Annotated in this window: 21 protein-coding genes; 19 read left to right on the forward strand and 2 right to left on the reverse strand. The window is 59.4% G+C overall.

Annotated elements, in window-relative coordinates:
• The first annotated feature begins 2 nt into the window (after positions 1–2).
• From DW029_RS04680 to DW029_RS04690, 3 genes are all read left to right on the forward strand, one after another.
• A complete protein-coding gene (locus DW029_RS04680; RefSeq protein WP_118345411.1) occupies positions 3–521 on the forward strand; it encodes a dihydrofolate reductase in 519 nt (172 codons plus the stop codon).
• Positions 522–630: 109 nt separating this feature from the next.
• The gene (locus tag DW029_RS04685) at positions 631–1,545 is read left to right on the forward strand and encodes an RNA methyltransferase (protein WP_118345412.1); all 915 of its coding nucleotides are present in this window, start codon (positions 631–633) and stop codon (positions 1,543–1,545) included.
• Positions 1,546–1,670: 125 nt separating this feature from the next.
• Positions 1,671–3,020: an MATE family efflux transporter gene (locus DW029_RS04690; RefSeq protein WP_118345413.1), complete on the forward strand. Its 1,350-nt coding sequence runs from the start codon at positions 1,671–1,673 to the stop codon at positions 3,018–3,020.
• A gap of 32 nt (positions 3,021–3,052) precedes the next feature.
• Here DW029_RS04690 and DW029_RS04695 read toward each other — a convergent pair whose 3' ends face one another.
• Positions 3,053–3,538 (reverse strand): cob(I)yrinic acid a,c-diamide adenosyltransferase, encoded by a 486-nt coding sequence (locus DW029_RS04695; RefSeq protein ID WP_118345414.1) that lies wholly within the window; start codon positions 3,536–3,538, stop codon positions 3,053–3,055.
• A gap of 91 nt (positions 3,539–3,629) precedes the next feature.
• Here DW029_RS04695 and ftsH point away from each other — a divergent pair, with 91 nt between their 5' ends.
• Positions 3,630–5,522, forward strand: a complete 1,893-nt coding sequence (gene ftsH / locus DW029_RS04700) for an ATP-dependent zinc metalloprotease FtsH (RefSeq protein ID WP_199582542.1) — start codon at positions 3,630–3,632, stop codon at positions 5,520–5,522.
• A gap of 81 nt (positions 5,523–5,603) precedes the next feature.
• Positions 5,604–6,059: a DUF523 domain-containing protein gene (locus tag DW029_RS04705; RefSeq protein ID WP_118345416.1), complete on the forward strand. Its 456-nt coding sequence runs from the start codon at positions 5,604–5,606 to the stop codon at positions 6,057–6,059.
• A gap of 48 nt (positions 6,060–6,107) precedes the next feature.
• Here the strand turns inward: DW029_RS04705 and DW029_RS04710 are convergent, their stop codons facing one another.
• On the reverse strand, positions 6,108–7,190 hold the full coding sequence (locus tag DW029_RS04710) for an iron-containing alcohol dehydrogenase family protein (RefSeq protein WP_118345417.1): 1,083 nt from the start codon (positions 7,188–7,190) through the stop codon (positions 6,108–6,110).
• 510 nt (positions 7,191–7,700) lie between these two features.
• Between DW029_RS04710 and ileS the strand changes: the two genes are divergently transcribed.
• The 14 genes from ileS to mltG all read left to right on the forward strand — a co-directional run bounded on the left by ileS (position 7,701) and on the right by mltG (position 24,787).
• Complete coding sequence (gene ileS, locus DW029_RS04715) at positions 7,701–10,478, forward strand: isoleucine--tRNA ligase (protein ID WP_370220156.1); 2,778 nt, start codon at positions 7,701–7,703, stop codon at positions 10,476–10,478.
• A gap of 240 nt (positions 10,479–10,718) precedes the next feature.
• Positions 10,719–11,318: a signal peptidase II gene (lspA, locus tag DW029_RS04720; protein WP_233543800.1), complete on the forward strand. Its 600-nt coding sequence runs from the start codon at positions 10,719–10,721 to the stop codon at positions 11,316–11,318.
• Positions 11,318–12,331 carry an RluA family pseudouridine synthase gene (locus DW029_RS04725; protein ID WP_118345420.1) on the forward strand — a complete coding sequence of 338 codons (1,014 nt, stop codon included), beginning with the start codon at positions 11,318–11,320 and terminating at the stop codon, positions 12,329–12,331. Before lspA ends, DW029_RS04725 begins: the two co-directional genes overlap by 1 nt.
• Positions 12,332–12,413: 82 nt before the next feature.
• Positions 12,414–13,709 (forward strand): glycosyltransferase family 2 protein, encoded by a 1,296-nt coding sequence (locus tag DW029_RS04730; RefSeq protein WP_118345421.1) that lies wholly within the window; start codon positions 12,414–12,416, stop codon positions 13,707–13,709.
• Between the two features lie 78 nt (positions 13,710–13,787).
• Positions 13,788–14,213 (forward strand): prepilin peptidase, encoded by a 426-nt coding sequence (locus DW029_RS04735; RefSeq protein ID WP_118273430.1) that lies wholly within the window; start codon positions 13,788–13,790, stop codon positions 14,211–14,213.
• Between the two features lie 31 nt (positions 14,214–14,244).
• Positions 14,245–15,492, forward strand: coding sequence for a deoxyguanosinetriphosphate triphosphohydrolase family protein (locus DW029_RS04740; RefSeq protein ID WP_118345422.1), 1,248 nt, complete (start codon positions 14,245–14,247; stop codon positions 15,490–15,492).
• A 60-nt stretch (positions 15,493–15,552) separates the two neighbouring features.
• The gene (locus DW029_RS04745; protein WP_199582545.1) at positions 15,553–16,902 is read left to right on the forward strand and encodes a replication-associated recombination protein A; all 1,350 of its coding nucleotides are present in this window, start codon (positions 15,553–15,555) and stop codon (positions 16,900–16,902) included.
• 95 nt (positions 16,903–16,997) lie between these two features.
• Positions 16,998–17,576, forward strand: coding sequence for a hypothetical protein (locus tag DW029_RS04750; protein WP_117735058.1), 579 nt, complete (start codon positions 16,998–17,000; stop codon positions 17,574–17,576).
• 1 nt (position 17,577) lies between these two features.
• Positions 17,578–17,955, forward strand: coding sequence for a hypothetical protein (locus DW029_RS04755; RefSeq protein WP_022094590.1), 378 nt, complete (start codon positions 17,578–17,580; stop codon positions 17,953–17,955).
• 1 nt (position 17,956) lies between these two features.
• Positions 17,957–18,748: an RNA polymerase sigma factor SigF gene (locus DW029_RS04760; protein ID WP_117735059.1), complete on the forward strand. Its 792-nt coding sequence runs from the start codon at positions 17,957–17,959 to the stop codon at positions 18,746–18,748.
• On the forward strand, positions 18,745–20,154 hold the full coding sequence (locus DW029_RS04765; protein WP_118345424.1) for an AI-2E family transporter: 1,410 nt from the start codon (positions 18,745–18,747) through the stop codon (positions 20,152–20,154). The genes DW029_RS04760 and DW029_RS04765 overlap by 4 nt, the downstream gene beginning before the upstream one ends.
• 151 nt (positions 20,155–20,305) lie before the next feature.
• Complete coding sequence (gene alaS, locus DW029_RS04770) at positions 20,306–22,963, forward strand: alanine--tRNA ligase (RefSeq protein WP_118345425.1); 2,658 nt, start codon at positions 20,306–20,308, stop codon at positions 22,961–22,963.
• A 17-nt stretch (positions 22,964–22,980) separates the two neighbouring features.
• Positions 22,981–23,409, forward strand: coding sequence for a Holliday junction resolvase RuvX (gene ruvX / locus DW029_RS04775; RefSeq protein WP_118098524.1), 429 nt, complete (start codon positions 22,981–22,983; stop codon positions 23,407–23,409).
• A complete protein-coding gene (mltG, locus tag DW029_RS04780) occupies positions 23,402–24,787 on the forward strand; it encodes an endolytic transglycosylase MltG (RefSeq protein WP_233543801.1) in 1,386 nt (461 codons plus the stop codon). The genes ruvX and mltG overlap by 8 nt, the downstream gene beginning before the upstream one ends.
• The last annotated feature ends 1 nt before the right edge of the window (position 24,788 follow it).

A 24,788-nucleotide genomic window follows, 5' to 3' on the forward strand; every position in this document is an offset into this window, starting at 1 on the left:
TTATGACGTGTAAGCTTTCTGCCATCGTCGCCGTGTGTGACGACTGGGGCATTGGCTGCGAGGGCGACATGGTAGTGTCCAATCGCGCCGACATGCGCCATTTTGTTGCGTGCACCAAAGGCCATCCGGTCATTATGGGGCGCAAGACGCTGCTGAGTTTTCCCGGGGGGCGTCCGCTCAAGAACCGCCGCAATATCGTGCTCACGCGCGACGTGGACTTTGCTCCCGTGGACGTCGATGTGGTGCATAGTATTGATGAGGCGCTCGCTGCGGTTGCCGATGAGCCCGTTGCGTGGGTGATCGGTGGCGGCGATGTCTATCGGCAGTTTTTGCCGTATTGCGCAGAGGCCGAGGTCACGCACAACCATTGCGTGCATGTCGTGGATACGTACTTTCCCGATTTGGGAACCGATCCTGCGTGGGAGATTGCGCAGCGTAGCGGGGTCGCAACGATTGCCGCCGGTGAGGGTGACGAGGGCGTCGATTATGAGTTCGTGACGTATCGTCGCATCGAGGCGTAAAACCGATTATCCCTTCGGTATTATCGGGATGAAATGAATGACGGGGCGGCGCATGGCGTTGCCCCGATATTTGTATAGGTGCTGCAAAGAAAGGCGCGGGCTGGCTACTATGACTGATGCCGTTGAGGTGCTGCGAATCGATTCGCTCGAGGACGAGCGGCTCGATGCCTACGTGCGACTGACGGAGCGTGAGCTACGTTGCGTGCTGGAGCCGCAAAAGGGCATCTTTATCGCAGAGAGCGCCAAGGTCATCGAGCGTGCGGTACGCGCCGGCTACGACCCGGTGAGTTTTCTTTTGGGCGAGCGCTGGCTCGATCAGATGATGCCGCTGTTTGAGCGTCTGGTCGTGCGCGAGGGAGCGGGTCCTGTTCCGGTGTTCGTGGCCTCGATGGAGCTCATGGAGCAGCTGACGGGCTTTAATGTGACGCGCGGCGCGCTGGCGGCTTTTCGTCGCCCGCGGCAGATTCCGGTCGATGAGTTTCTCGGCGGCGTCGCTGAGGCGGCAGGGGAGCGTCCGGTGCGCGTGTGCGTGCTTGAGGGCATTGTCGATCACACCAATGTTGGCGCGATTTTTCGCTCGGCCGCCGCGCTCAATGTCGACGGTATTCTGGTGAGCCCTACGTGCTGCGATCCGCTGTATCGTCGTTCCGCCCGTGTGAGCATGGGCACGGTGTTTCAGGTGCCGTGGACTCGTGTTGGCAGCGAGGCGCGCGTATGGCCGCATGATGGCCTGGCGGCGCTGCACAATGCCGGGTTTTCCTGTGCCGCCATGGCGCTGACGGATGACTCCGTTTCGCTGGACGACCCTGCGCTGCGCGAGATTGACCGTCTGGCGATTTTTATGGGTACTGAGGGTGCCGGCTTGGGCGCCAAGACCATTACCGGCTGCGACCGAGCCGTGCGCATTCCGATGGCGCACGGGGTCGATTCGCTCAACGTGGCCGCGGCGAGCGCCGTCGCCTTTTGGCAGCTGTGCCCGCACGTGAGCAACGAGTACCACTACCAGCCGGGTTTGTATCACTAGGCAGATATTCTGCACCGCGCTCTGATTCGGGGCGTTTCGGTCGCCGCTAGTCGGTGCTAAGCTAGTTTTGGCTTTGGTTTTAAATTGCTGACTTGTTGTTTGACGTATACGAGTGGGGAGGGCGTGTGGCTAAGAAATCTACGGCTATCGATGTAACGCAAGGTGTCATTTGGCAGCAATTGCTGTCGCTGTGCGTTCCCATCTTTTTTAGTTCGTTTTTCCAGCAGGCTTACACGCTTATCGGCACCTATATCGTCGGTCAGTTTGGCGGCAAGCTTGCGCTGGGCGGCATTCAAGCCACGATGGTGCTCACGGAGCTCTGCATTGGTTTTTGCGTTGGCGTTGGCGCCGGTTGCGCCGTTATCACGGGGCAGTTTTTTGGCCAGCACGATGACGAGCGCTTGAGCCGTTCGATCCATACAGCCATGACGCTTGCGCTCGTGGGCGGTATCGTCGTTTCCATTCTTGGCATAGTGCTTGTCGAGCCCATGCTCGTTTTGATGAATACGCCGCACGCGCTTCTCGCCGAGGGCGTAGCCTATGCTCGCTGCTATTTTGCCGCCATGTTTGCGGCGCTGCTGCTCAATATGGGTACCGCGCTGCTGCGTGCCGTGGGCGATACGCGTGGCCCTGCCGTGATTATTGCCTCCGGCTGCCTCGTGAACGTGGTGCTCGATATCATTTTTGTTGCCGTGCTGCATTTGGAGGCCTTGGGTTGCGGTATCGCGGTGGCACTGACCATTTGCTCTAATGCCACGATGATTGTGATTCGCATGATGCGTGCTCCGGGCGCATGGCGTTTGTCGATATCCAAGCTCGGCATCGATCGCGGTATTTGCAAGAGCATGCTTTCGTGCGGTTTGCCGCTGGGTTTTCAATCGGCGGCGTATTCGATTTCCAACGTTCTGATTCAGGTATCGGTCAACTCGTTTGGTGCCGATGTTACGACGGCGTGGGGTCTTTCGGGCCGTCTCGACGGCATCATCTGGATGGTGACCGAGGCACTCGGCGTATCCATCACCACGTTCTCGGCGCAGAACTTTGGCGCACGTAATTACGATCGCATGCGAAAGGGCTATCACACGTCGCTCGTGCTGTCGTTTTTGCTCATCGGCGGTCTGTCCGGTGTACTGTTGGTGTTCTCGGGTCCCCTGTCGCGCCTGTTTGTCGATGATGCTTCGATTTCGGGTTACACCACGACCATCATCCATTTCATTGCACCGTTCTACGCGATCTTCTCGATTATCGAGAACGCGTCGGGCTCCATCCGCGGCGCCGGCGTGAGCTTCCAGCCCATGGTTCTCACCATCTTCGGTACCGTCGTCCTAAGGGTAATCTGGGTGTTTGCGATTATGCCTTTTGATCCGTCGCTCGAGCACCTGCTGCTGGTCTATCCCGTAACCTGGCTCATCACCGCAACCATGTTCACCATCTACCACCACAGCGGCAACTGGCTAGGCCGCGCCACCGCCTAGCCGGCAGAAAGGGAACGTCCCTAAGTGCCGAATTAGTATTCGATGCCTTGGCGGGCTAGGAGGCCTTCGTCGAAGTAGTGTTTGACAGGGCGCATTTCGGTTACCAGATCGGCAAGGTCGGCGAGGGGCAGCAAGCCTCGGCCGGTCAGTACGAGCTCCGTGGTGTCGGGCTTCATCGCGATCAGCGCTTCGACATCTTTGCGCGTCACAAAGCCCCGCCGCATGGCTTCTCCCAGCTCATCCAAGATCAACACGTCGACCTGGCTAATCTGCTCGCGCGCCAGCTCCATGACTTGTGCGGCACAGGCTTCGGGCGTGTCGCGGTCGGCTTGTACGATGTGCAGACCCAAACGGGGCGCCGCATCATGCTCGGCGCAGTGCAGCTTCTTTGCAAACTGCAGCATAAGCACGTTAAGTCCGTAGCCCGTCGCGCGCAAGGCGAGCCCCAACGCAGCCGTTGTCTTGCCCTTGCCGTCGCCCGTATAGATTTGAACCTTGCCGAATTCCAGTGATGCCATCTCTGTCCTTTCGTGCCCGGCGTCGGTTTATCGCCGTCCGGGTTGGGTATTCTAAAAACATTATCAACCCCAGTAGATGGAGTTCAAGCAGATGGAGATGGATGACAACAAACGTAGACGGAATATGATCCTCTACGTGCTCATCGCCTTCGTCGTCTACCTCGTGCTCTCGACCGTTCTGTTCCCCAACATCGGTCACACGCAGCAGATTACGAAGACCGATTACTCGACGTTTGTCAAAGCGCTCGATAAGAAGAGCGTTGACAAGGTCGAGTACAACACGGACGATTACTCGATTTATTACACCAAGAAGGGCGAGGACGAGAACATCGCCTACAAGACGACCGGTGTGCCGAATGACGCGGGCTTTACCGATCGCGTGCTTGAATCTGGCGCCTCGCTTGAGTCGGTCGTTCCCGATAAAAACTCGGGTTTGATGACCTACTACCTGCTCACCCTCATTCTTCCCATGGCGATTTTCTTCCTGATTGGCTGGTGGCTCAACCGCCGCATGAAGAAGGCCATGGGCGATGACGGTCCGTCGATGAACTTTGGCGGCGGCGGTTTTGGCGGCGGCGGACTGGGTAAGTCCGGCGCGCGCGTGATCGCCTCCAAGGACGTGGGCGTGACCTTTAAGGACGTCGCCGGCCAGGAAGAGGCCAAGGAGTCCCTCAAGGAGGTCGTCGACTTTCTGGAGAAGCCGCAGCGCTACGAGGAGATCGGCGCCAAGCTGCCGCGCGGCGCTCTTCTTGTTGGCCCTCCGGGTACCGGTAAGACCCTGCTTGCCAAGGCTGTTGCCGGCGAGGCGGGCGTGCCGTTCTTTAGCATTTCGGGCTCTGAGTTCGTTGAGATGTTTGTTGGTCGCGGCGCTGCTAAGGTGCGTGACCTGTTTAAGCAGGCCAAGGAAAAGGCCCCGTGTATCGTCTTTATCGATGAGATCGATACCATCGGTAAGAAGCGCGATGGCGGCGGCTTTAGCGGCAACGACGAGCGCGAGCAGACGCTCAACCAGCTGCTGACCGAGATGGACGGCTTCGATAACCACAAGGGTATTGTCGTCCTTGCTGCCACCAACCGCCCCGACAGCCTCGATCCGGCCCTGCTGCGCCCCGGCCGTTTTGACCGCCGCATTCCCGTCGAGCTGCCCGACCTGACCGGCCGTAAGAACATCCTCGAGCTCCACGTCAAGAGCGTGAAGACTCAGCCTCCGATCGATCTGACCGCGATTGCCCGCGCCACACCCGGTGCCTCGGGCGCCGACCTGGCCAATATCATCAACGAGGGCGCCCTGCGTGCCGTCCGTGAGGGCCGCAAGCGCGCTACGCAGGACGATTTTGAGGAGTCGGTGGAGGTCGTCATCGCCGGCCAGCAGCGTAAGTCCACGGTGCTTTCCGACCACGAGAAGCAGGTTGTTTCCTACCACGAGATTGGCCATGCCATCGTCGCTGCCCGCCAAAAGGGCTCTGCTCCGGTCACGAAGATCACCATCGTGCCGCGCACGAGCGGTGCTCTGGGCTACACCATGCAGGTCGAGGAGGATGAGCGCTTCCTGACCACGCGCCAGGAGGTCCTGGACAAGCTCGCCGTCTATTGCGGTGGCCGTGCAGCCGAGGAGCTCATCTTTGGTGAGATGACGACCGGCGCCGCCAACGATATCGAGCAGGCCACCAAGCTCGCCCGTAACATGGTGACGCGCTTTGGTATGTCCGATGAGTTTGGCATGATGGCACTCGGTACCGTTCAGAATGCGTACCTTAACCAGGACACGTCGCTCACCTGCGCCCCCGGTACGGCCGAGCGTGTGGACGCGATTGTCGCCAAGCTGATCGAGGATGCGCACGATCGTGCCCTGCAGATCCTCAAGGAGAACAAGTTCAAGCTCCACGAGCTCGCTCGTTATCTTTACAAGAAGGAGACGATCACGGGTGAGGAGTTTATGAACCTCCTCACGCGCGAAAACCCACTGATGCCCAAGCAACAGTAAAGCCGCGGCCGAGCCAGTAGACGCCGACGCCCCATTTGAGTAGCTTTCTCAAATGGGGCGTTTTGTTTGAGAGGGATGGAAATGAAGATCGTGGTGAGCGCCTGTTTAATGGGCGAGAGCTGCAAGTATAACGGGCTCGACAACTATCATCGAGAGCTGATCGAGGCTTGCGAGCGCACGGGGACCGAGGTCCTCTTGGTGTGCCCTGAGGTCTTTGGCGGCCTGCCCACGCCGCGCAAGCCGTCCGAGATTGTGAACGGCGAGGTCCGTACCTGCGAGGGCATCTCGGTTGATCGCGAATTTCGCCTGGGTGCCCAACGTGCGCTCGATATGTGCGAGCAGGCAGGCGGACCGGAAGAGATAGTCGCGTGCATCCTTCAGGACCGCAGCCCCTCGTGCGGCGCAGGTCGCATCTACGACGGAACATTCAGCGGCACCCTTACGGCGGGCAACGGTGTCTTCGTTGATTTACTGCTCCGCCACGGTTATCGCGTGATCCCGGCTAGCGAGTTCGACCCCAGCATGCTGGAGCAATAAAAAACCACCACAAGGGCACTGCTCCCTTGTGGTGGTTTTGGGCTAGGCCTAGAGCGTGTGGCCGTAGGCGTTGGCGGCCTTGATGGCGGCGGCGAACTTTTCGTCGGTGAAGGGCTCCGGGTTGCCTTGCTTCCACTCGTTGGTGGCGTGTGCGTATTCGCACAGGGCAGGGATGTCGGCCTCGGAAAGTCCGACCTGCTCAAGCGTTACGGGCAGGCCCATCTGCTTGTTAAAGGCGGCGTAGCGTTCAAGGCTCTCGGTATCGCCCGTATAGGCAAACAGCACGAGCACGCCCAGGCTCACGACCTCACCGTGCAGATAGGTTCCCTCGCGCGGAATGCTGCACGTCGCATTGTAGAACGCGTGCGCCACGCTCGAGTTGTAGTAGTAATCGTTTTGGTTGGTCAGGTTCGAGACATAGCCCGTGTTGACCACGATGTCGAGCGCGATCTGCTTGACGGCCTCGCTCGACAGATTCCGGCGCACGTCCTCAAGACCCTGGACGCCATAAGTAAACAGCGGCTCGGAGCAGGTGTGGGCGAGTGCCAGGCCAAGACCGGCGGTATGCTCCAAATTACCGGCGCTCGTGGCGTATTCGACCTCGGGCTGCTTGGACAGGGCATCGCCCACGCCGGCCCAGAAGTACTCCGCCGGAGCTTCGGCGATAATCTTGGGGTTGATGAAGATATGCGCAGGTCGGTTGGGGTACGAATATCCCTCGAGCGAGCCGTCGTCGTTGTACACGACGGCAATGGCGGTCGCGGCCGAGCAGTTGGAACAGATCGTCGGGACGGTGAAGACGATCTTCTTGAGCTCGATGGCTGCGGTCTTCACGGTGTCGAGTGCCTTGCCGCCGCCACAGGCGATAAGCACGTCTGCCTGCTGGCAAGCGGGGGAGTTCACGACCTTGGCGATATTGGCGCGCGTGCTGTTGGTGCCGTAGACGCGCGTCTCCAGAATCTCGACGTCGGTGCCTGCCAGCGCAGCCTCGATGCCCGGCAGCGCCGCAGCCAGGGCTCGCTTGCCGCCAATGATGGCGACCTTGGTCGCTCCGTACTCTGCCAGTGCGGCGGGCAGCTCGGTAAAACAATCCTCGCCAACGGTGTAGTCGCTCATTCCGATCGTGCGCATAGCAACCTTCTTTCGTTCGATAAAGTGCTTACAGGTATTTTGCTCCAGGAGAAGGTCCACGGCCGCAAGAAATTTCGAACGTATAAAACCAGTGTTGAGGGTTTTTCGCTGGCGCGGAACGTGCTAGCATACTCCGCATAAGCGTTGATGGGGACGACTAGTCGGCCGTCCGCATGCTACAGAGAGCGGGGAGCGCTGAGAACCCGTGCATGCGACCGATGAAAATCACCCCGGAGCTGCGGTCCCAACGGACGTGCCGCGCAGGTTCGTCTTAGTAGACATCGCCGAGATGGTCGTCGATATAGGCCAGCCGAGTAACGGATGCGAGCGCGCGAATACGCGGGCGAGGGCATCTAAGCTGGGTGGTTAAGCGAAGAGCTTTTACGGGCAGACTGCCTGTTTTGTGGCGCTTCGTCCCAGCTTGTAGGGACGGGCGCTTTTTTGGTGCCCAGAGGGCGTGCGCGCCCACGACATGAAAGGGGTACCGTGGCAAACGAGTACAAGCAGACGATGAATCTGCCCAAAACCGGATTTCCCATGCGTGCCGGTCTTTCCAAGTCCGAGCCCAAGCGACTCAAGGACTGGCAGGACAACAAGGTCTACGAGCAAGTTCTAAAGAAGAACGAGGGTCACAAGAAGTTCGTGCTGCACGACGGCCCTCCGTACGCCAACGGCCCGATCCACATCGGCCACGCGATGAACAAGATCTCCAAGGACATGATCAACCGTTACTGGATGATGCAGGGCTGCGAAGTTCCCTATGTCCCCGGTTGGGACTGCCACGGTCAGCCGATTGAGCACAAGGTCGAGGAGAAGCTCGGCACCGAGAAGTTCAACCAGACCTCCACGGCTAAGATCCGCGAGCTTTGCAACAAGTTCGCTGTCGAGAACATCGAGCTGCAGAAGGCCGGCTTCCGTCGTCTGGGCGTGCTTGGCGACTGGGACAACCCCTACCTGACGCTCTATCACCAGCATGACGCCGCCGACATCGAGGTCTTCAAGGCCATGTTCGACAAGGGCATGATCTATCGCGGTCACAAGCCCGTCCACTGGTGCAAGCACTGCCACACCGCACTCGCCGAGGCCGAGATTGAGTACTCCGACGAGACGAGCCCGTCCATCTTCGTGCGCTTCGAGATGACCTCCAAGCCCGCCGGCCTCGAGAACTTCGACGGCCCGGTTGACTTCATCATCTGGACGACCACGCCGTGGACCATTCCCTCCGACCAGGCAGTTTCCCTCAAGCCCGGCGCCGCTTACGTCGCCGTTGAGCACGACGGCCGCGCCGAGGTCATGCTCGAGGACCTGGCTCCCAAGTGCTGCGAGGAGTTTGGCTGGGAGTACACCCCGGTTATGGTCGACGGCAAGCCCTATGTGGTTCCCGCCGAGACCTTCCACCACATCCACTACAAGCAGCCGATCTTTGACGGTGTCGAGGGTGTGGCGCTGCTGGCCGATTACGTCGGTGTCGATGACGGTACCGGTATCGTCCACAACTCGCCCGGCCACGGCGTCGACGACTACTTTGCCTGCCTCAAGGAGGGCATCACCGACATCTGCATGCCGGTCGATGACGACGGCAAGTTCTACACCGGCGAGGAGTTTGGCACCGGTGGCCCCTTCAGCGGTATGGACACCGATGAGGCCAACCCGCACATCATCGAGTTCCTGCGCGAGCGCGGTACCCTAGTCCTCGAGAAGAAGATCACGCACAGCTATCCGCACTGCTGGCGTTGCAAGCACCCGGTGCTCTTCCGTGCTACCGACCAGTGGTTTGTCTCGATGGACAAGACCGGTTTGCGCGAGCAGGCTGGCAAAGAGGTCCGCGAGAACGTCAAGTGGTATCCGGCCCACGCGGCCAACCGCATCGGCGCCATGGTCGAGCAGCGTCCCGACTGGTGCATCAGCCGTCAGCGCAACTGGGGCGTGCCTATCCCCAGCTACACTTGCGCCGACTGCGGCGAGAAGGTCATGAACGACGCCACGCTCGACGCCGTCATCAAGCTCTTCCACGAGAAGGGCTCCGACGCCTGGTTCACCGACGCTCCCGAGAGTTACCTGGGCGAGGCTTGCGTTTGCCCCAAGTGTGGCGGCCATCACCTCAAGGCTGATAAGGACATTCTCGACGTGTGGTGGGACTCCGGCGTGTCCTGGAAGGCCGTCTGCGAGTATCGACCCGAGCTTGAGTACCCGGCTGACGTGTATCTCGAGGGCTCCGACCAGCATCGCGGTTGGTTCCAGAGCTCGCTGCTCACCTCGGTGGGTGCCAACGGCCATGCTCCGTACAAGGCGGTCGTCTCGCAGGGCTTCACGCTCGATGGCCAGGGCCGCAAGATGTCCAAGTCGCTCGGCAACGTCATCGACCCCAACAAGGTCTGCGACGAGATGGGCGCTGACATCATCCGTCTCTGGGTTGCCTCCGTCGACACCAGCTCCGACGTCTCCATCGACCATGAGATTCTCGCTCGTACGTCCGATGCCTATCGTCGTTTCCGCAACACGCTGCGCTTCTTGCTCTCCGAGCTCGAGGGTCAGTTTGAGCCCGAGACCGACGGCGTCGCCTTTGCCGACCTGCTGCCGCTCGACAAGCTCATGGTTGCCCGTCTGACCCAGGTCCAGGCCGAGGTCGACGACGCCTACGCCAGCTATGAGTTCCCGCGCGCCTACCGTGCGCTCTATGACTTCGTGGTTACCGAGCTTTCCAACGTGTATCTCGACGCCCTGAAGGATCGTCTGTACTGCGACAAGCCCGGCTCGCTCGAGCGCCGCAGTGCCCAGACCGTGCTGGCCGAGCTCTTCTCGATGCTCATGCGCGACCTGCAGCCGATCCTGTCCTATACCGTCGACGAGGCCATGGCATATGCGCCCGCCGGCTGCGTCGATCACCAGAAGTACGCCGCGCTGCTCGATTGGTACAAGTCGCCCATCACGGTCGACGAGGCCAATGAGTTTGAGGGCGTGCTCGAGGCTTCGCTCGAGCTCCGTAGCGCCGTGACCAAGGCCCTTGAGGATGCCCGTTCTGCCGGCACCTTCACTAAGAGCCAGCAGGTCCGCGTCAAGGCGGTCGTTCCCGCCGAGATGTACGCGCTGCTGACCGGTGATAAGGCCGTCGACCTGGCCGAGTTCTACATCGTCTCCGATGTTGAGCTGACCCAGGGCGAGGAGCTTTCCGTTGCCATCGAGGCTGCCGAAGGCGAGTGCTGCGACCGTTGCTGGAACTACCGCACCACCGTCGGCGAGTACAACGGCCACGCGCACATCTGCAAACGTTGTGCCGAAGCTCTTTAGTTACGCGGTTTTACCAAACCGCGTAACCAGTTGACGCTGCAAACCCGCCAGAGCGGCAATCTGCCTTTCAACTTCGGCGGCATGACCAGAAGGTCAATGCCGCCTTGTTTCAAGGCACCTTGCTCGCTCTGGCGGGTTTTCGCTGTCGGTAACGAATCATCGGCTATTTCGTTGCTGGTCAATATAAGATATTGATTTGCGTTAAACGTAATTCGATGTTCTTGAGGGTAGGAGATTGATTTGGGTCGTACTGGGGATATGACGCCGTCTTTGCGTTGGCGGTTGGGTGTTGCTGGTAGCGTGGCGCTGGTTGTGCTGCTTCTTGACCAGCTGACCAAGCTTGCGGTTCGTGCCGTGGGCGATGCTCTGCATATGACCGTTATCCCCGGCGTGATTGACTTTCTGTTTGTCCGTAATATCGGAGCTGCCTTTAGCATGGGCGAGGGTCATGGCATTGCGTTTGTCGTGCTGGCACTTGTCGTCATCATTGCCATCGCGGTGTATCTTGTTCGTGTGCCTCAGCTTGCTCGCCTGGAGGTCGTTGGTATGGCTATGGTCGCGGGCGGTGCCGTCGGCAATGCGATCGATCGTTTGACCTTTGGCTTCGTGACCGATTTTATTGCCACCACCTTCATCGATTTCCCCGTCTTTAACGTTGCCGATATCGGCATTACGGTCGGTGTCGTGCTGGCGCTCATCGGCTACATGTTCTTGAGCCCTGCTGCTCGTGAGGTCGATGCGACTGCCGAGCTCAACGCTCGTGACGAGGCCCGCGCCAAACGCAAAGCCAAGCAGCGTGGGGAGCGCGCCCGCAAGATTCGCGAAAGGAATGAGCGCTAATGGCCGACATTCATATTCTTGTTGCTGACGATTCCGCTGGTCAGCGTCTCGACGCCTATCTGGGTGCCAACGACGGCTGTCCCACACGCTCTGCCTGCGCGCATCTGATTGAGGGCGGCGCCGTTGCCGTCAACGGCGAGACCTGTCTCTCCAAAAAGTACGCCGTGCGAGCCGGCGACCGTATTTCGGTCGATTTGCCCGAGCCGCACGACCCGACCGACGTGATACCCGAGGCCATCCCGCTCGACATTCGCTATGAGGATGACTATCTCATTGTGCTCTCCAAGCAGCGCGGCCTGGTGTGCCATCCTGCGCATGGTCATGAGAGCGGTACGCTCGCGAATGCCCTGGTCTATCACTGCGGTATCGACCATCTGGGCACCGTGCAGGGCGAGGATCGCCCCGGCATCGTGCATCGTCTGGATCGCGACACTTCGGGCCTTATGCTTGCGGCCAAGGACGACGACACCCAGCGCGCGCTCCAAAATCTTATCCGTACGCGCACGCTCGACCGCCGCTATATCACGCTCGTTCACGGACATATCGCTATGGATGAGGGGACCATCAACACTGGTATCGCCCGCTCTACGCGTGACCGCGTCAAGATGGCAGTCTCAGATGATCCCTTTGCCCGCCAGGCCATTACGACCTTTAAGGTCCTCGAGCGCTTCGATTCCACGCGTTTTGACGACGGCTATACGCTCGTCGAGTGCCACCTGTTTACGGGCCGCACACATCAGATTCGCGTGCATATGCGCCATATCAACCACGGCTGCGTGGGCGATCCACTCTACGGCAAGTGCGATGCACGCGCCGATCAGGGTCTGACCAGGCAATTCCTTCATTCCTGGCGCGTCTCATTCGACCATCCCGTGACGGGGGAGCGCATTGAGTGCCGCGACGAGCTGCCGTGGGATCTCGCTGCGGTTCTTGACGACCTGGCCCCGCGCTCGCTTGGTCGCACCGCTGCCGGCGACGAGATCGTTCCTCAGCTCGGTCTTCTCGAAGCCTAGTCAGTATTAGGTGGTTTCTTGAACGCCCCTAGCCTGCGGTAAAATATACTGTTGTTTACGTAACGCGTTCCTGGGAGCCTGCATGCTCGCCTATTTACAAACCGACACGCCCATCGTGATCTTTAACCAGATTGTGGTTACGCTGCTCACAGTCTGCTTTCTGTACCAGGTCGTCTTCTTTGTCATTGGCGCCCTGCGCGGTGAGGTTGCACCTCCCAAGGCCAAAAAGCTCCATCGCTATGCCTTCTTCATTGCGGCGCATAACGAGGAGGCGGTAATTGCCAATCTCGTGCGCTCCATCAAAGACCAGGACTGTCCGTCCGAGCTTATCGAGGTCTTCGTGGTTGCCGATGCCTGCACCGATAACACGGCGCAGCTCGCTCGCGAGGCTGGCGCCATCGTCTATGAGCGTAACGACCTGGCCCGTAAGGGTAAGAGCTGGGTCATGGACTTTGGTTTTGACCGCATTCTTAACGAGTATCCCGATACCTTTGAGGGCTACTTTATTTTCGACGCCGACAACGTTATCTCCCGCGATTACGTCTCCAAGATGAATGACGCCTTTGACCAGGGCTTCCATGTGGTCACAAGCTACCGCAACTCCAAAAACTTTGGTAGCTCGTGGATCTCGGCTGCCAACGCCACTTGGTACCTGCGCGAGGCGCGTTTCCTCAATAACGCACGTAATATCTGCAAGACTTCCTGTGCCGTTTCGGGTTCGGGCTACCTTATCTCGGCGAGCGTGATCGAGGGCATGCACGGTTGGCAGTTCCATACGCTGACCGAGGACATCCAGTTCACCACGTTCTGCGCCATTCACGGCATCCGCATTGGCTATGCGCCGGCGGAGTTCTTTGACGAGCAGCCCGTGACGTTCAAGGCATCCTGGAAGCAGCGTATGCGTTGGACCAAGGGCTTTTACCAGGTGTTCTTTACGTATGGTAAGCACCTGGTCAAGTCGACCTTCCGCTATCATCGCTTTGCCGCATATGACATGTTTATGACCATCGCTCCGGGCATGCTTCTGTCCCTGATTTCCATGCTAGCCAACGCGACGTTCCTTATCGTGGGTGGACTCTCACACGGCTTCTTGGCTACCGAAGTCGAGATGCAGGCTTGTGCCGCCTCGCTCATTATGACCTTCGCGATGATGTACCAGACCTTCTTTATCCTGGCGCTGCTCACGACCATCTTTGAGTACAAGCACATTCACTGCGCTCAAAGGTGGCGCCTGGTGACCAACCTGTTTACCTTCCCGATCTTTATGTTCAGCTATATTCCCATCACGGTGGCCGCACTGTTCCTAAAGGTCGACTGGGTCCCGACGCAGCACGCCGTCAACGTTACCCTCGACGAGGTCATGCAAGGCGCTAAATAACCACCACCAAAACCACCACAAAGGGGACAGACACCTTTGTGGTGGTTTTTGCTTTTGAGCAGCTGTTCATGGAGGTGCATGATGTTCTATATCCCATTTTGGATCTGCGCCTTTGCCGGTGCGGTGGTTGATGCCCGCGAGCGTCGGTACCCGAATGAGCTTGCCGGCGCGTGCGCGGTGGCGGCGTTTGCGGGCGTTTGGCTCGACCTCGGTTTGAGCACAGCGCTTGACCACGCGGGTCTAGCCGTCATCATGTATCTTGCTCTCGTGCTGACTGAGTCCCTCTGGCGTCGTCTTCGCCAAACCCCGGGCATCGGCATGGGAGATGCCAAGGCGCTCTTCGCGCTTTGCACGCTCGACCCTATGGGTGGCATCGTGGCATTTGCCGCCGCGCTCCTGGCCCTTGCCCTCTCCTGCCTCATCACAAAATCGCGCTCCCTGCCATTGCTCCCGTTTTTGGTGCCGATTTTTGCCATAATCGAGGTCGTGGGCTGCACATTGTAACCAATTGCGCATTCTTCTTAAGGAGCATGCCATGGCAACTAATCAAGAAACGGCCGTCATAAAGGCGCGCATGGACCGTATTCCCTCGGCGTTGTCGTCCGAACTTGTCGAGCGCATTGCCGCCGATCGTGCTTCGGGCTATGTCAGTCCGTATCGTTGCAACGACGACCAGGTCATTCGTCGTGTTGATCGTGTCGCCGACAAAGGTACGCTTATGCGTCCAGCGTTTATGCGCGATACCGAAAAGATACTTCATCTTCCGGCGTACACCCGTTATGCAGGCAAAACGCAGGTCTTCAGTTTTCGCAGCAATGACGATCTGTCACGTCGCGGTTTGCATGTGCAGCTTGTGTCCCGCATTGCGCGCGATATCGGTCGCGCCCTGGGGCTCAATTGCGATCTGATCGAGGCGATTGGCCTGGGCCACGACTTGGGGCACACGCCCTTTGGCCATGCCGGTGAGCGATTCCTCAACGATATCTATCATGAGCGTACCGGTCGCTTCTTTTTCCATAACGTGCAGTCGGTGCGCGTGCTCGATGCCCTGTATGGCCGTAACGTATCGCTCCAGACGCTCGACGGCGTGCTATGCCATAACGGCGAGTACGAGCAGCGCGTGTTTGAATTGTCGGATATGGGCTCCTTTGACCAGTTCGATCAGACGGTTGAGGACTGTATCGCCACGGGCTATGGCGCTATTGAGCACCTGCGTCCCATGACGCTCGAGGGCTGCGTCGTTCGCATTTCGGACATCCTCGCCTATGTCGGTCGTGACCGTCAGGATGCGATCGCGGCGCGCCTGCTTTCGCCCGACGCTTTTGATGATGGCCGGGGCGGTGCCTACAACAGTTGGATCCTCACGCACGCTTCCATCGATATCGTCGAGCACAGCTATGGCAAGCCGCGCATCGAGATGAGCGAGGACCTGTTTGAGGAAATCCGTCGGGCCAAGCGCGAGAACTACGAGAAGATCTATAGCAAGGGCGGCATCGAAGGCGACTCCGAAGCGGAGCTGCGAGAGGCCTTCGAAAAGCTCTACGGCCGTTGCCTGCGGGACATAAACGAAGGCGACGAGTCTTCGTACATCTTTAAGCATCACATTTCTCGCATTGAGCAGCAGCTTTCTTACTACGATCGCGTGTATGCCTGGCAGGACGACAAGGATCAAGCCGTGGTGGATTATATCGCGAGCATGACGGACGGTTATTTCTGCGAGCTCACGAGCAAGCTGTTCCCGGGTTTAAAGTTTCCGCACCGCACCTATATTAACGAACGGTAGTTCGTATCCTTTCGGTATACTGTTGGTCAACAACGATTTTGATTGATGCACGGGATGGCTATGGACGACCTTTTTTCTGCCTCGACGCGCGAGCGTTCCTTTAGAAATGCGCCGCTCGCGGTGCGCATGCGCCCCAATTCGCTCGATGATTACGTGGGCCAGCAAAAGGCCGTCGGTAAGGGCTCATGGCTGCGTGCCGCGATAGAGCACGACGTGCTGTCGAGTGTGATTCTGTACGGGCCGGCCGGTACGGGCAAGACGACGCTGGCCCACATTATCGCCAACCATACCAAGAGCGAGTTTGTCGAGGTCAGCGCCGTCACGGGTACTGTGAAGGATCTGCGCCGCGTGATTGACGAGGCAAAGACGCGCCTGAATACCTACGACCGTCGCACCATCCTGTTTATCGACGAGATTCATCGCTTTTCCAAGTCGCAGCAGGATGCCCTGTTGCATGCAGTCGAGAATCGTACCGTCATTATGATCGGCGCCACGACGGAGAATCCGTACTTTGAGGTCAACTCGGCATTGCTCTCGCGTGGTCGCGTGGTGGAGCTTGAGCACCTCAAAGACGAGGATATCGCCACGCTTATCGAGCGTGCGCTCGAGGCGCCGCAGGGTCTGAACGGCAAGTTCTCGGCCGATGAGGATACGGTTAAGACCATCTGCACGCTGGCCGCCGGCGACGCTCGCTCGGCGCTCACGACGCTCGAGCTTGCGAGCGAGATTGCCGTCACGCGTCCCGATACCGAGGGAACGCCAGCGCCTGCGGCGGGGGAGCGCTATTCCATTACCGTGGATGACGTGAAGATTGCCAATCCGCGTCGCGGTTTTTCGTATGACAAAAACGGCGACATGCACTATGACATTATCAGTGCGTTCATCAAGTCCATGCGCGGCAGCGACCCCGATGCCACCATTTATTGGCTCGCGCGCATGATCGATGCGGGCGAGGATCCTAAGTTCATCGCCCGCCGCATTATGATTCAGGCTTCTGAGGACGTTGGTAATGCCGATCCGCAGGCACTTTTGGTGGCGCATGCTGCCTTTAAATCTGCTGAAGTTATTGGCTATCCTGAATGTCGCATTAACCTGGCACAAGCTGCGCTCTATGTGTGCTTGGCGCCTAAGTCCAATGCGTGCGAGGCCTCGATCGATGCGGCGCTAGCCGATATCCACAGCAGTGGTCTTCGCGAGGTGCCCAGTTACCTACGCGATCGCCATCGCCCTGGTAGCGATGAGTACGGCGTTTACAAGTATCCGCACGATTATCCCGAAGGCTGGGTCGATCAGCGCTACTTGCCCGACGGCCTGGAACATGGTGCCTTTTGGCAACCTGCCGGCCGCGGTTGGGAAGAGTGGCGTGTGGAGCAAAGCGAACGTGACCGTAGCGGTAACGCGCCCAAGTAGGTCATTGGCACCTCGCACATTCCCTTTGGGTATCTTTCCCCTTCTTTGGGGTACCATGAACAGCGTCTGTATTTCGATTTTTCCGGGAGGCTTGTATGAGTCCCATTCAAATTGCCCTGCTGGTGCTTGCCATTGCCGGCGTGTGGGCTATCGCTGAGCTCGCGCTCACGCTGCGCAAGACCCGCACTGTTGTCGACTCGCTCGATAAGACCGTAACCGACCTCAACAACACTATCGCCGAGGCGCAGCCGGTGGTGGCAAAACTCGACGGCGCTGTCGACGAGCTTACACCGGCACTTGCCCAGATTGAGCCGCTGCTTAAGTCGAGCAAGACCGCCGTTGACGCCCTGACGTCCAACCTCGTTGAGGTTGAGGCCGTCGTTCGCGACATTTCCGAGGTCACGGGCAGTATGGCCGAGGCCAGCAACGCCGTGTCGAGCGTGACCGATTCTGCCGCCGGTGCCGTGCAGAAGCTGTTCAATAAGGTGAAGGCACCTGCAGCTGACGCCGAGCGCAAGCTCGCCGCTGCCGCTGCGGAGGCCGAGCAGCCCACCGAGCGCGTCCTAATTGGCGAGGACGAGGCCGCCGATGGCGCAGATGTGGCTCACAAGTCTGTAGCCAGGCCGGCTCAGTATTACACCTATACGCCCGCCGAGACCTCTGAGGAGTCCTGAGATGAGTAGCGAAGCAACCTGCCCCATCACGCTTACCGTTGCTGGTGACCCGCGTCTCGCTCGCCTTGTGCGCATGACGGCGGCCAACGTTGGTGCCCTGTGCTCCATGTCTGTCGATCGCATCGAGGACATCCGCATGGCTGCCGAGGAAGCCTTCATCTTTGGCTGCACGGCTGTTGATTCCGACGATATCTCGATCAAATTCGATGTCGACGAATCGCACGTGGGCATGACCTTTACCTTTGGCGATCAGGCGACTGTCGATGAAGACGACCAGGCTGCGGTGTATGCCGAGCTCATCCTTGCAAGCGTGTGCGACTCCTACGAAAAGACCGCGGCGCCCCTGACGCTTTCCCTCGACCTCAAGGCGGATATCTAATATGACCGAACGTTCCCGGAGCGGCAAGACCGCTTGGGATAAGGAGAAAACCCGCGAGCTGTTTCGCCGCTACAAGGAGACCGGTGATCCGGACGCCCGCGAGCAGCTCGTCATGTCCCATATGAACCTGGTAAGGTTTCTTGCCAACAAATTTAAGAATCGCGGCGAGCCACTCGATGACCTTTTGCAGGTCGGCTATCTGGGCTTGCTCAAGGCTATCGACCGCTTTGACCCTGAACGCGGACTTGAGTTCACGACGTTTGCGACACCCACTATCCTGGGTGAGATCAAACGCCATTTCCGCGACAAGGGCTGGAGCGTACGCGTGCCGCGTCGTCTGCAGGAGCTCTCGGCCAAGGTCAACCAGGCTACTGACAAACTTACCAACGAGCTGCAGCGTTCGCCCAAGGTTGAGGAGATCGCTGAGTATCTAGATGTGACTGTCGACGAGGTCCTCGAGGCTATGGAATCGTCTTCGGCCTATACCTCGGTGCCTATCGAGGCTCCCGGTACATCTGATTCCGACGATTCGCCTTCGATTCTCGACCGTTATGCCGACGAGGACAATGAACTCGACTTTACCGATGACCGCTTGGTGATTGAGGAGGCCATTCGCGATTTCTCGCCGCGCGAGCGCGAGGTGATCGAGCTGCGCTTCGTGAAGGGCATGACCCAGATCGAGATCGCCAAGAAGCTGGGTATTTCTCAGGTGCAGGTTTCGCGTCTGCTGCGCCGCACGCTTAAGAAGATTCAGGACAAGATCGACCCCGACGGAGTGATGATTCGTTCATGAGTGAGCGCCCCCAGCAAACCGATCGCGCGCTGCGCGGCACCCGCATTATGACGCTGCGCATTTGGGCTGTTGTCGGCTGCATTGTTATTGCTGCTGTCATCTTTAACCTTATGGGCATCCTGGCACCGGTTATCGAGTTTCTCGCCGTCGGCTCCATTATTGCTTTTGTGATGTCCCCGATCACCAACTGGCTCGAACATCACGGCGTCGGACGTGGCCTCGGTTCGCTCATCGCGCTCATTGTGGTTGTTGCCGTGCTCGTCGGCGTCGTCTGCATCCTCTCGCCTATTTTGCTCGGTCAAATCATGGAAGTCCTGAGCCGCCTGCCCGAGCAGCTTCGTGTTGCGGGTGGCGATCTCAACGAGATGCTCTCGCACGCCAAGACGCTCAACAACACTCCGCTCAAGGAGTATCTGGACGACAATCTTTCTTCGCTGGTTACCGTAGCGTCCAAGTACGTCTCGCAAATCGCTGCCGAGCTCGGCCGCGGTGTGTTTCCGCTCATTACCAACACGGCCTCGCAGCTGTTCGTCATCTTCCTGGGTCTGGTGCTTGCCTACTGGCTTGCCTGCGATTATCCCCGCATGCACCACGAGGTCTGCACCATCATCGGACAGGAAAAAGAGACCTCGTACCGCTTTATGGTTGCCATCCTTTCACGCTCGGTCGGCGGCTACATGCGCGGCATGGTCGTGACGTCCATCTGCGGTGGCTTCCTTGCCTTTATCGGTTTTATGATCATCGGCCATCCGTATGCGGCGCTCATGGCTATCTTTACCGGCATCATGCATTTGGTTCCGGTCGTCGGTCCCTGGGTGAGCGCAGCAATCGCTACGGTACTCGGCTTTATGTTCAGCCCCATGTTGGCGTTATGGACGCTCATCGTGACGATGGTCGCACAAAACGTCACCGATAACGTGATTTCGCCTAAGGTCATGCAGAGCTCGGTGCAGGTGCATCCCGTCATGAGCCTTACGGCCCTCGTTATCGGTTCGGCACTCATGGGTCCCATCGGCATGGTTATCGCTATTCCGCTGTGCGCGGCCCTCAAGGGTATTTTCGTGTACTACTTCGAGAATGAGACCGGCCGCCAGCTCGTGGCCTATGACGGCGCCGTGTTTAAGGGCACGCCGTACCGCGATGCCGATGGCAACCCGGTCGCCGCCTACGACGCGCTTGGCGACGATACGTTCATCTACGAGTCCGAACTCATCGGCAACGAGACCGCGCCCGAGGCCCAGGCAATGCCCAAGCCCGAGCTCGATAATCCCTGGATTAAGCTCTCAGGCCTGCAGCCCGACGCGACCGGTTTCTTCAAGAACCCCTTCGCCAAGGATGACGATTCCAATACGGACGACGACACCAAAACCGGCATCGATGGCTCCATGGACGATGACGACAACTAGCGGGGTAATTCGATTCAACATTCATACGCGCTAACATGCAATTTCGCTGAAGGGCCGGCATTGTGCCGGCCCTCTTTTTGCACTTGCGCGGTGGGATGGTAATATCGTTACGTTTGAACTGTTTCGATGTGAAACCGAGGAGATTCCCTCTATGAGTGCTGACTACCCGTCAATGACTACGGCCGAGATTCGCTCCAAGTTCCTCAACTTCTTTGAGGAGCGCGGTCTTAAGCTCTATTCTTCTTCGTCCCTCGTCCCCGACGATCCTTCGCTGTTGCTTGCCAACGCCGGTATGAACCAGTTTAAGGAGTACTACCAGGGCAAGAAGACCATGAAGGAGATCGGCGCGATCTCCTGCCAGAAGTGCGTCCGCACCAACGACATCGACTGCATCGGCGAGGACGGCCGTCACCTGTCCTTCTTTGAGATGCTCGGCGACTTCTCCTTTGGCGGCGTCTCCAAGCAGCAGGCTTGCGCTTGGGCCTTTGAGCTCATCACCAAGGAGTTCAAGCTGCCGCTCGACCGCCTGTACTTCACCGTCTTTACCGAGGACGACGAGACTCACGACGTGTGGCGCTCTCTGGGTGTTGCCGAGGATCACATCTCGCGTCTGGGCGAGGATGACAACTTCTGGGCCGCTGGCCCCACCGGCCCCTGCGGTCCGTGCTCCGAGATCTACTTTGACATGGGCGAGGAGGTCGGTTGCGGCAGTCCCGACTGCAAGCCCGGCTGCGACTGCGACCGATTCCTTGAGTTCTGGAACCTCGTGTTTACCCAGTACGACCGCCAGGAGGACGGCTCCATGCCGGAGCTGCCGCACCGCAACCTCGATACGGGCATGGGCCTGGAGCGCATGGCCGCTATCATGCAGCATAAGACCGCCAACTACGACGGCGATCTGATGCAGCACCTCATCAAGCTCGGTGAGGAGATTAGCGGCAAGACCTATGACGCCGACGATTACTCCGGCGCCAGCCGCTCCCTGCGCATCATTGCCGACCACTCCCGTGCCGTCGACTTTATGATCTCGGACGGCATCCTGCCCGGTAACGAGGGCCGCGAGTACGTCCTGCGCCGACTGCTCCGCCGTGCCGTGTTCCACGGCCGCCTGCTGGGCATCGAGGGCGCCTTCCTGACCAAGTTTATCGACGAGGTCAACGCTCAGATGGGCGAGGCTTATCCCGAGCTGCTCAAGAACGTCTCGCTCGTCAAGGGTATCGTTGCCTCCGAGGAGGAGCGCTTCTCCACGACTCTCGACAACGGCCGCGTTTATCTTGACGAGGCCCTGGCAGCGCTCGCCGACGGCGCCGTCCTTCCGGGCGACGTTGCCTTTAAGCTGCACGACACCTTTGGTTTCCCCATCGACCTGACCGTCGAGATCGCCGGCGCTGCTGGCCATGACGTCGACATGGGCGGTTTCGCCGCCTGCATGGAGGACCAGAAGGCCCGCGCTCGCGCCAATGCCAAGGGCGACGCCTGGGGCAGCTTCAACGACGTGTGGGTCGAGCTTTCCGACAAGGTTGCCGCGACCGAGTTCGACGGTTACGACAACGATGTGATTGAGGGCGCCAAGGTTGTCGCCATCGTGCGCAACGGCGAGTCCGTCGAGTCCGCTGCCGCCGGCGAGAATGTTGAGGTCGTGCTCGACCGCACCCCGTTCTACGCCGAGATGGGTGGTCAGCAGGGCGACGCCGGCAAGCTTTCCGCCGAGGGCGTTGTTCTGACTGTTGCCGACACCAAGAACCACAATGGCCTGTATGCTCACGTCGCGCACGTTGCCGAGGGCACGCTGACCGTCGGTGCTACCGTGACCGCCGCGCTCGACGCCGAGCGCCGTGGTTTCCTGCGCCGTAACCACACCGCCACCCACCTGCTCGACGCTGCGCTTAAGCAGGTCCTGGGCGAGCATGTCTCCCAGGCCGGCTCGCTGGTGACGCCCGAGCACCTGCGCTTTGACTTCACGCACTTCGAGGCTCTGTCTTCCGAGCAGCTCAAGGCTGTCGAGGACCTGGTCAACCAGCAGATTTTCGCTTCCAAGCCGGTCGTGACCCGCGTCATGGGCATCGATGAGGCCAAGGCCGCCGGCGCTGTCGCCCTGTTTGGCGAGAAGTACGGAGACGTCGTCCGCGTCGTCTCCGTGGGCGCCGAGGATCAGCCGTTCTCCCGCGAGCTCTGCGGAGGTACGCATGCCGCCAATACCGCCGAGATCGGTCTGTTCAAGATCATTTCCGAGTCCTCCACGGGCTCGAACGTCCGCCGTATCGAGGCCGTGACCTCCAAGGGCGCTCTCGATTACATGGCCGACCGCCTGGCGCTCGTTGACGCTGCCGCCGCTGCGCTCAAGTGCCACGTCGACGAGGTTCCCGCCCGCGTGGAGAACCTGCAGGCCGAGCTGCGCGAGACTTCTAACAAGCTCAAGAAGGCTCTGACCGGTGGCTCCTCCGACGCCATTTCCAGCGCCATCGACGGCGCTGTCGAGCTGAATGGCTACAAGCTCGTCGTCGCTGAGCTCCAGGGTCTCGAGGCCGCAGACCTGCGCAACGTCTGGGATACCGTGCACCAGAAGGTTGCCGGCCCCGTCGCCTGCGTAGTTGCCAGCGTTACCGGGAAGGGCACCCCGGCCCTGCTCGCCGCCGGCTCCGATGACGCTGTGAAGGCCGGTTTCCACGCCGGCAACGTGATCAAGCAGATCGCGGGCCTGGTCGATGGTCGCGGTGGCGGTCGTCCCAACATGGCCCAGGCCGGTGGCAAGAACGCTGCCGGTATCGCCGATGCCATCGCGGCCGCCAAGACCGCGCTCGGCGCCTAAGAACCTAAGTAGTCGCTGTGGTCGCGCTCGCGCTGGACATAGGGGAGACTAGGATCGGTATTGCCGTCTCAAGCCGTGATGGCAAGATGGCAATGCCTGTCAAGGTGCTTCCGGCTGCTGAGGTCACCGGTATGGCCAAGACGTTTCGCTACATGGTCGAGGACTATGAGCCCGATATCCTGGTAAGCGGACGTCCCTTGACCATGGCCGGTGAGCCCGGCCCCCAGGCCGAGCGCGTCGCCGCCGTAGCGCAAAAGATTGCCGACGAGCTCGAACTTCCGCTGGAGTTTGAGGACGAGCGCCTGTCCTCGCAAGAGGCCAAGCGCATCTTGCGCGAGCAGGGACTCAACGAAAAGCAGATGAGGGGCAAGATTGACATGATTGCCGCTAGCCTGTTTTTGCAGACGTGGCTTGATCGTAAAAACGAGGAGGTCTCGCATGCCTAGCGCTTCCGATCCGCGCCAGCCGATTCGCCAGGGACAGCCTGTGCCGCGCCCTACCCAACCTGGCCAGCGTCCGGCACAGCCGACACAGCGCGCAGCTCAGCCTGCCGCGCGCCCGGTGCAGCCCTCCTCTCGTTCGGCCCAACCTGCTCAGCGGACGGGTCAGCAGCCCACTGCTCGTACAGCCCAGCCTACAGGCGGTACCCGCTTTAAGCAGCAGGCACCTATCCAGCGAACGCAGGCCCCCCAATCGCATTCGTATCACGCTCATGGCTCGCACGGCGTTGCTCCGGCCACGCGATCGAGCTATAACACGCACGCCCGCCGTGGTGCCCAAAAGAAAAGCTCCCCGGTGCCTATGATTATCGGTGGCGTCGTCGCCGTGCTTGCGCTTGTCGCGATCGTTTTCTTTGTCGTGCCAGTCGTCAAGGGCTTCTTTGCCGGCGAGGATTCGAAGGTCACGGCTGGTCAGCAGGTTACGGTGACCATTCCCGACGGTGCTTCGGGCGATACGATCGCCTCGATTCTCTCCGAGAACCATATCGTCGAAAATCCCAAGGATTACTATGCGGCGGTAAAAAAACTCAACGCCGATATGTCGCTTAAGCCCGGTACTTATTCGTTCACCACGCTCATGGATACGACTAAGGTGGTGCAGCAACTCATGGAAGGCCCCAACGCGGGCTCCAATGCGCTGACGATTCCCGAGGGCTTGACGGTCGATCAAGTCGCCGACCGTGTGGCCCAGGCCTACGACAGCATCTCTAAGGAAGACTTCCTCAACCAGGCCAAGGCCTCCAACTACGTGGACGATTATAGCTTCCTTAGGGGTGCTGCAAACGATTCGCTCGAGGGCTTCTTGTTCCCCAAGACCTATTCGCTGGGCGATTCGCCGACGGCCGATGAAGTGATTCGCGCCATGCTCGATCAGTTTAAGACCGAGTACAAGTCGCTTGACTTTGCCAGCTGCGAGGCCAAGATCAAGGAGCGCTACGGTGTGGAGATGTCCGATTACGACATCGTTAACCTTGCCTCTATCGTTGAGCGCGAGGGTCTCAACGCCGATCAACGGTCGCACGTGGCCTCGGTCTTCTACAACCGCCTTGCCGGTAAGCTTGACGGTCTGCGTTATCTCAACAGCGATGCGACCATGATGTATGTTACCGGCGGCGAGGTTACCGCCGACGACCTGCAGAGCGATAGCCCGTATAACACCTATAAGCACGAGGGCCTGCCGCCCACGCCCATCTGTTCTCCGTCGCTCGAGGCGCTCAAGGCCACCCTTGAGCCGACCGACTCCGATGACCTGTATTTCTACATTACACAGGACGAGGAGTATTTCTCGCAAACCTACGAAGAACATCAACAGTCTTGGAATTAGC

Origin of the sequence: Collinsella sp. AF38-3AC (assembly GCF_003474365.1) — a bacterium.
In the GTDB taxonomy this organism is placed as follows: Bacteria; Actinomycetota; Coriobacteriia; order Coriobacteriales; family Coriobacteriaceae; genus Collinsella.

Bases quoted from the DNA above. Each gene is read 5' to 3' on its own strand.
- alaS (WP_118345425.1), top strand. From the start codon at position 20,306: ATGAGTGCTGACTACCCGTCAATGACTACGGCCGAGATTCGCTCCAAG.
- DW029_RS04760 (WP_117735059.1), top strand. From the start codon at position 17,957: ATGACCGAACGTTCCCGGAGCGGCAAGACCGCTTGGGATAAGGAGAAA.
- DW029_RS04725 (WP_118345420.1), top strand. From the start codon at position 11,318: ATGGCCGACATTCATATTCTTGTTGCTGACGATTCCGCTGGTCAGCGT.
- DW029_RS04710 (WP_118345417.1), bottom strand. From the start codon at position 7,190: ATGCGCACGATCGGAATGAGCGACTACACCGTTGGCGAGGATTGTTTT.
- DW029_RS04685 (WP_118345412.1), top strand. From the start codon at position 631: ATGACTGATGCCGTTGAGGTGCTGCGAATCGATTCGCTCGAGGACGAG.
- ftsH (WP_199582542.1), top strand. From the start codon at position 3,630: ATGGAGATGGATGACAACAAACGTAGACGGAATATGATCCTCTACGTG.
- DW029_RS04740 (WP_118345422.1), top strand. From the start codon at position 14,245: ATGGCAACTAATCAAGAAACGGCCGTCATAAAGGCGCGCATGGACCGT.
- ileS (WP_370220156.1), top strand. From the start codon at position 7,701: ATGAATCTGCCCAAAACCGGATTTCCCATGCGTGCCGGTCTTTCCAAG.
- mltG (WP_233543801.1), top strand. From the start codon at position 23,402: ATGCCTAGCGCTTCCGATCCGCGCCAGCCGATTCGCCAGGGACAGCCT.
- DW029_RS04750 (WP_117735058.1), top strand. From the start codon at position 16,998: ATGAGTCCCATTCAAATTGCCCTGCTGGTGCTTGCCATTGCCGGCGTG.
- DW029_RS04695 (WP_118345414.1), bottom strand. From the start codon at position 3,538: ATGGCATCACTGGAATTCGGCAAGGTTCAAATCTATACGGGCGACGGC.
- DW029_RS04705 (WP_118345416.1), top strand. From the start codon at position 5,604: ATGAAGATCGTGGTGAGCGCCTGTTTAATGGGCGAGAGCTGCAAGTAT.
- DW029_RS04765 (WP_118345424.1), top strand. From the start codon at position 18,745: ATGAGTGAGCGCCCCCAGCAAACCGATCGCGCGCTGCGCGGCACCCGC.
- DW029_RS04680 (WP_118345411.1), top strand. From the start codon at position 3: ATGACGTGTAAGCTTTCTGCCATCGTCGCCGTGTGTGACGACTGGGGC.
- DW029_RS04755 (WP_022094590.1), top strand. From the start codon at position 17,578: ATGAGTAGCGAAGCAACCTGCCCCATCACGCTTACCGTTGCTGGTGAC.
- DW029_RS04745 (WP_199582545.1), top strand. From the start codon at position 15,553: ATGGACGACCTTTTTTCTGCCTCGACGCGCGAGCGTTCCTTTAGAAAT.
- DW029_RS04730 (WP_118345421.1), top strand. From the start codon at position 12,414: ATGCTCGCCTATTTACAAACCGACACGCCCATCGTGATCTTTAACCAG.
- DW029_RS04735 (WP_118273430.1), top strand. From the start codon at position 13,788: ATGATGTTCTATATCCCATTTTGGATCTGCGCCTTTGCCGGTGCGGTG.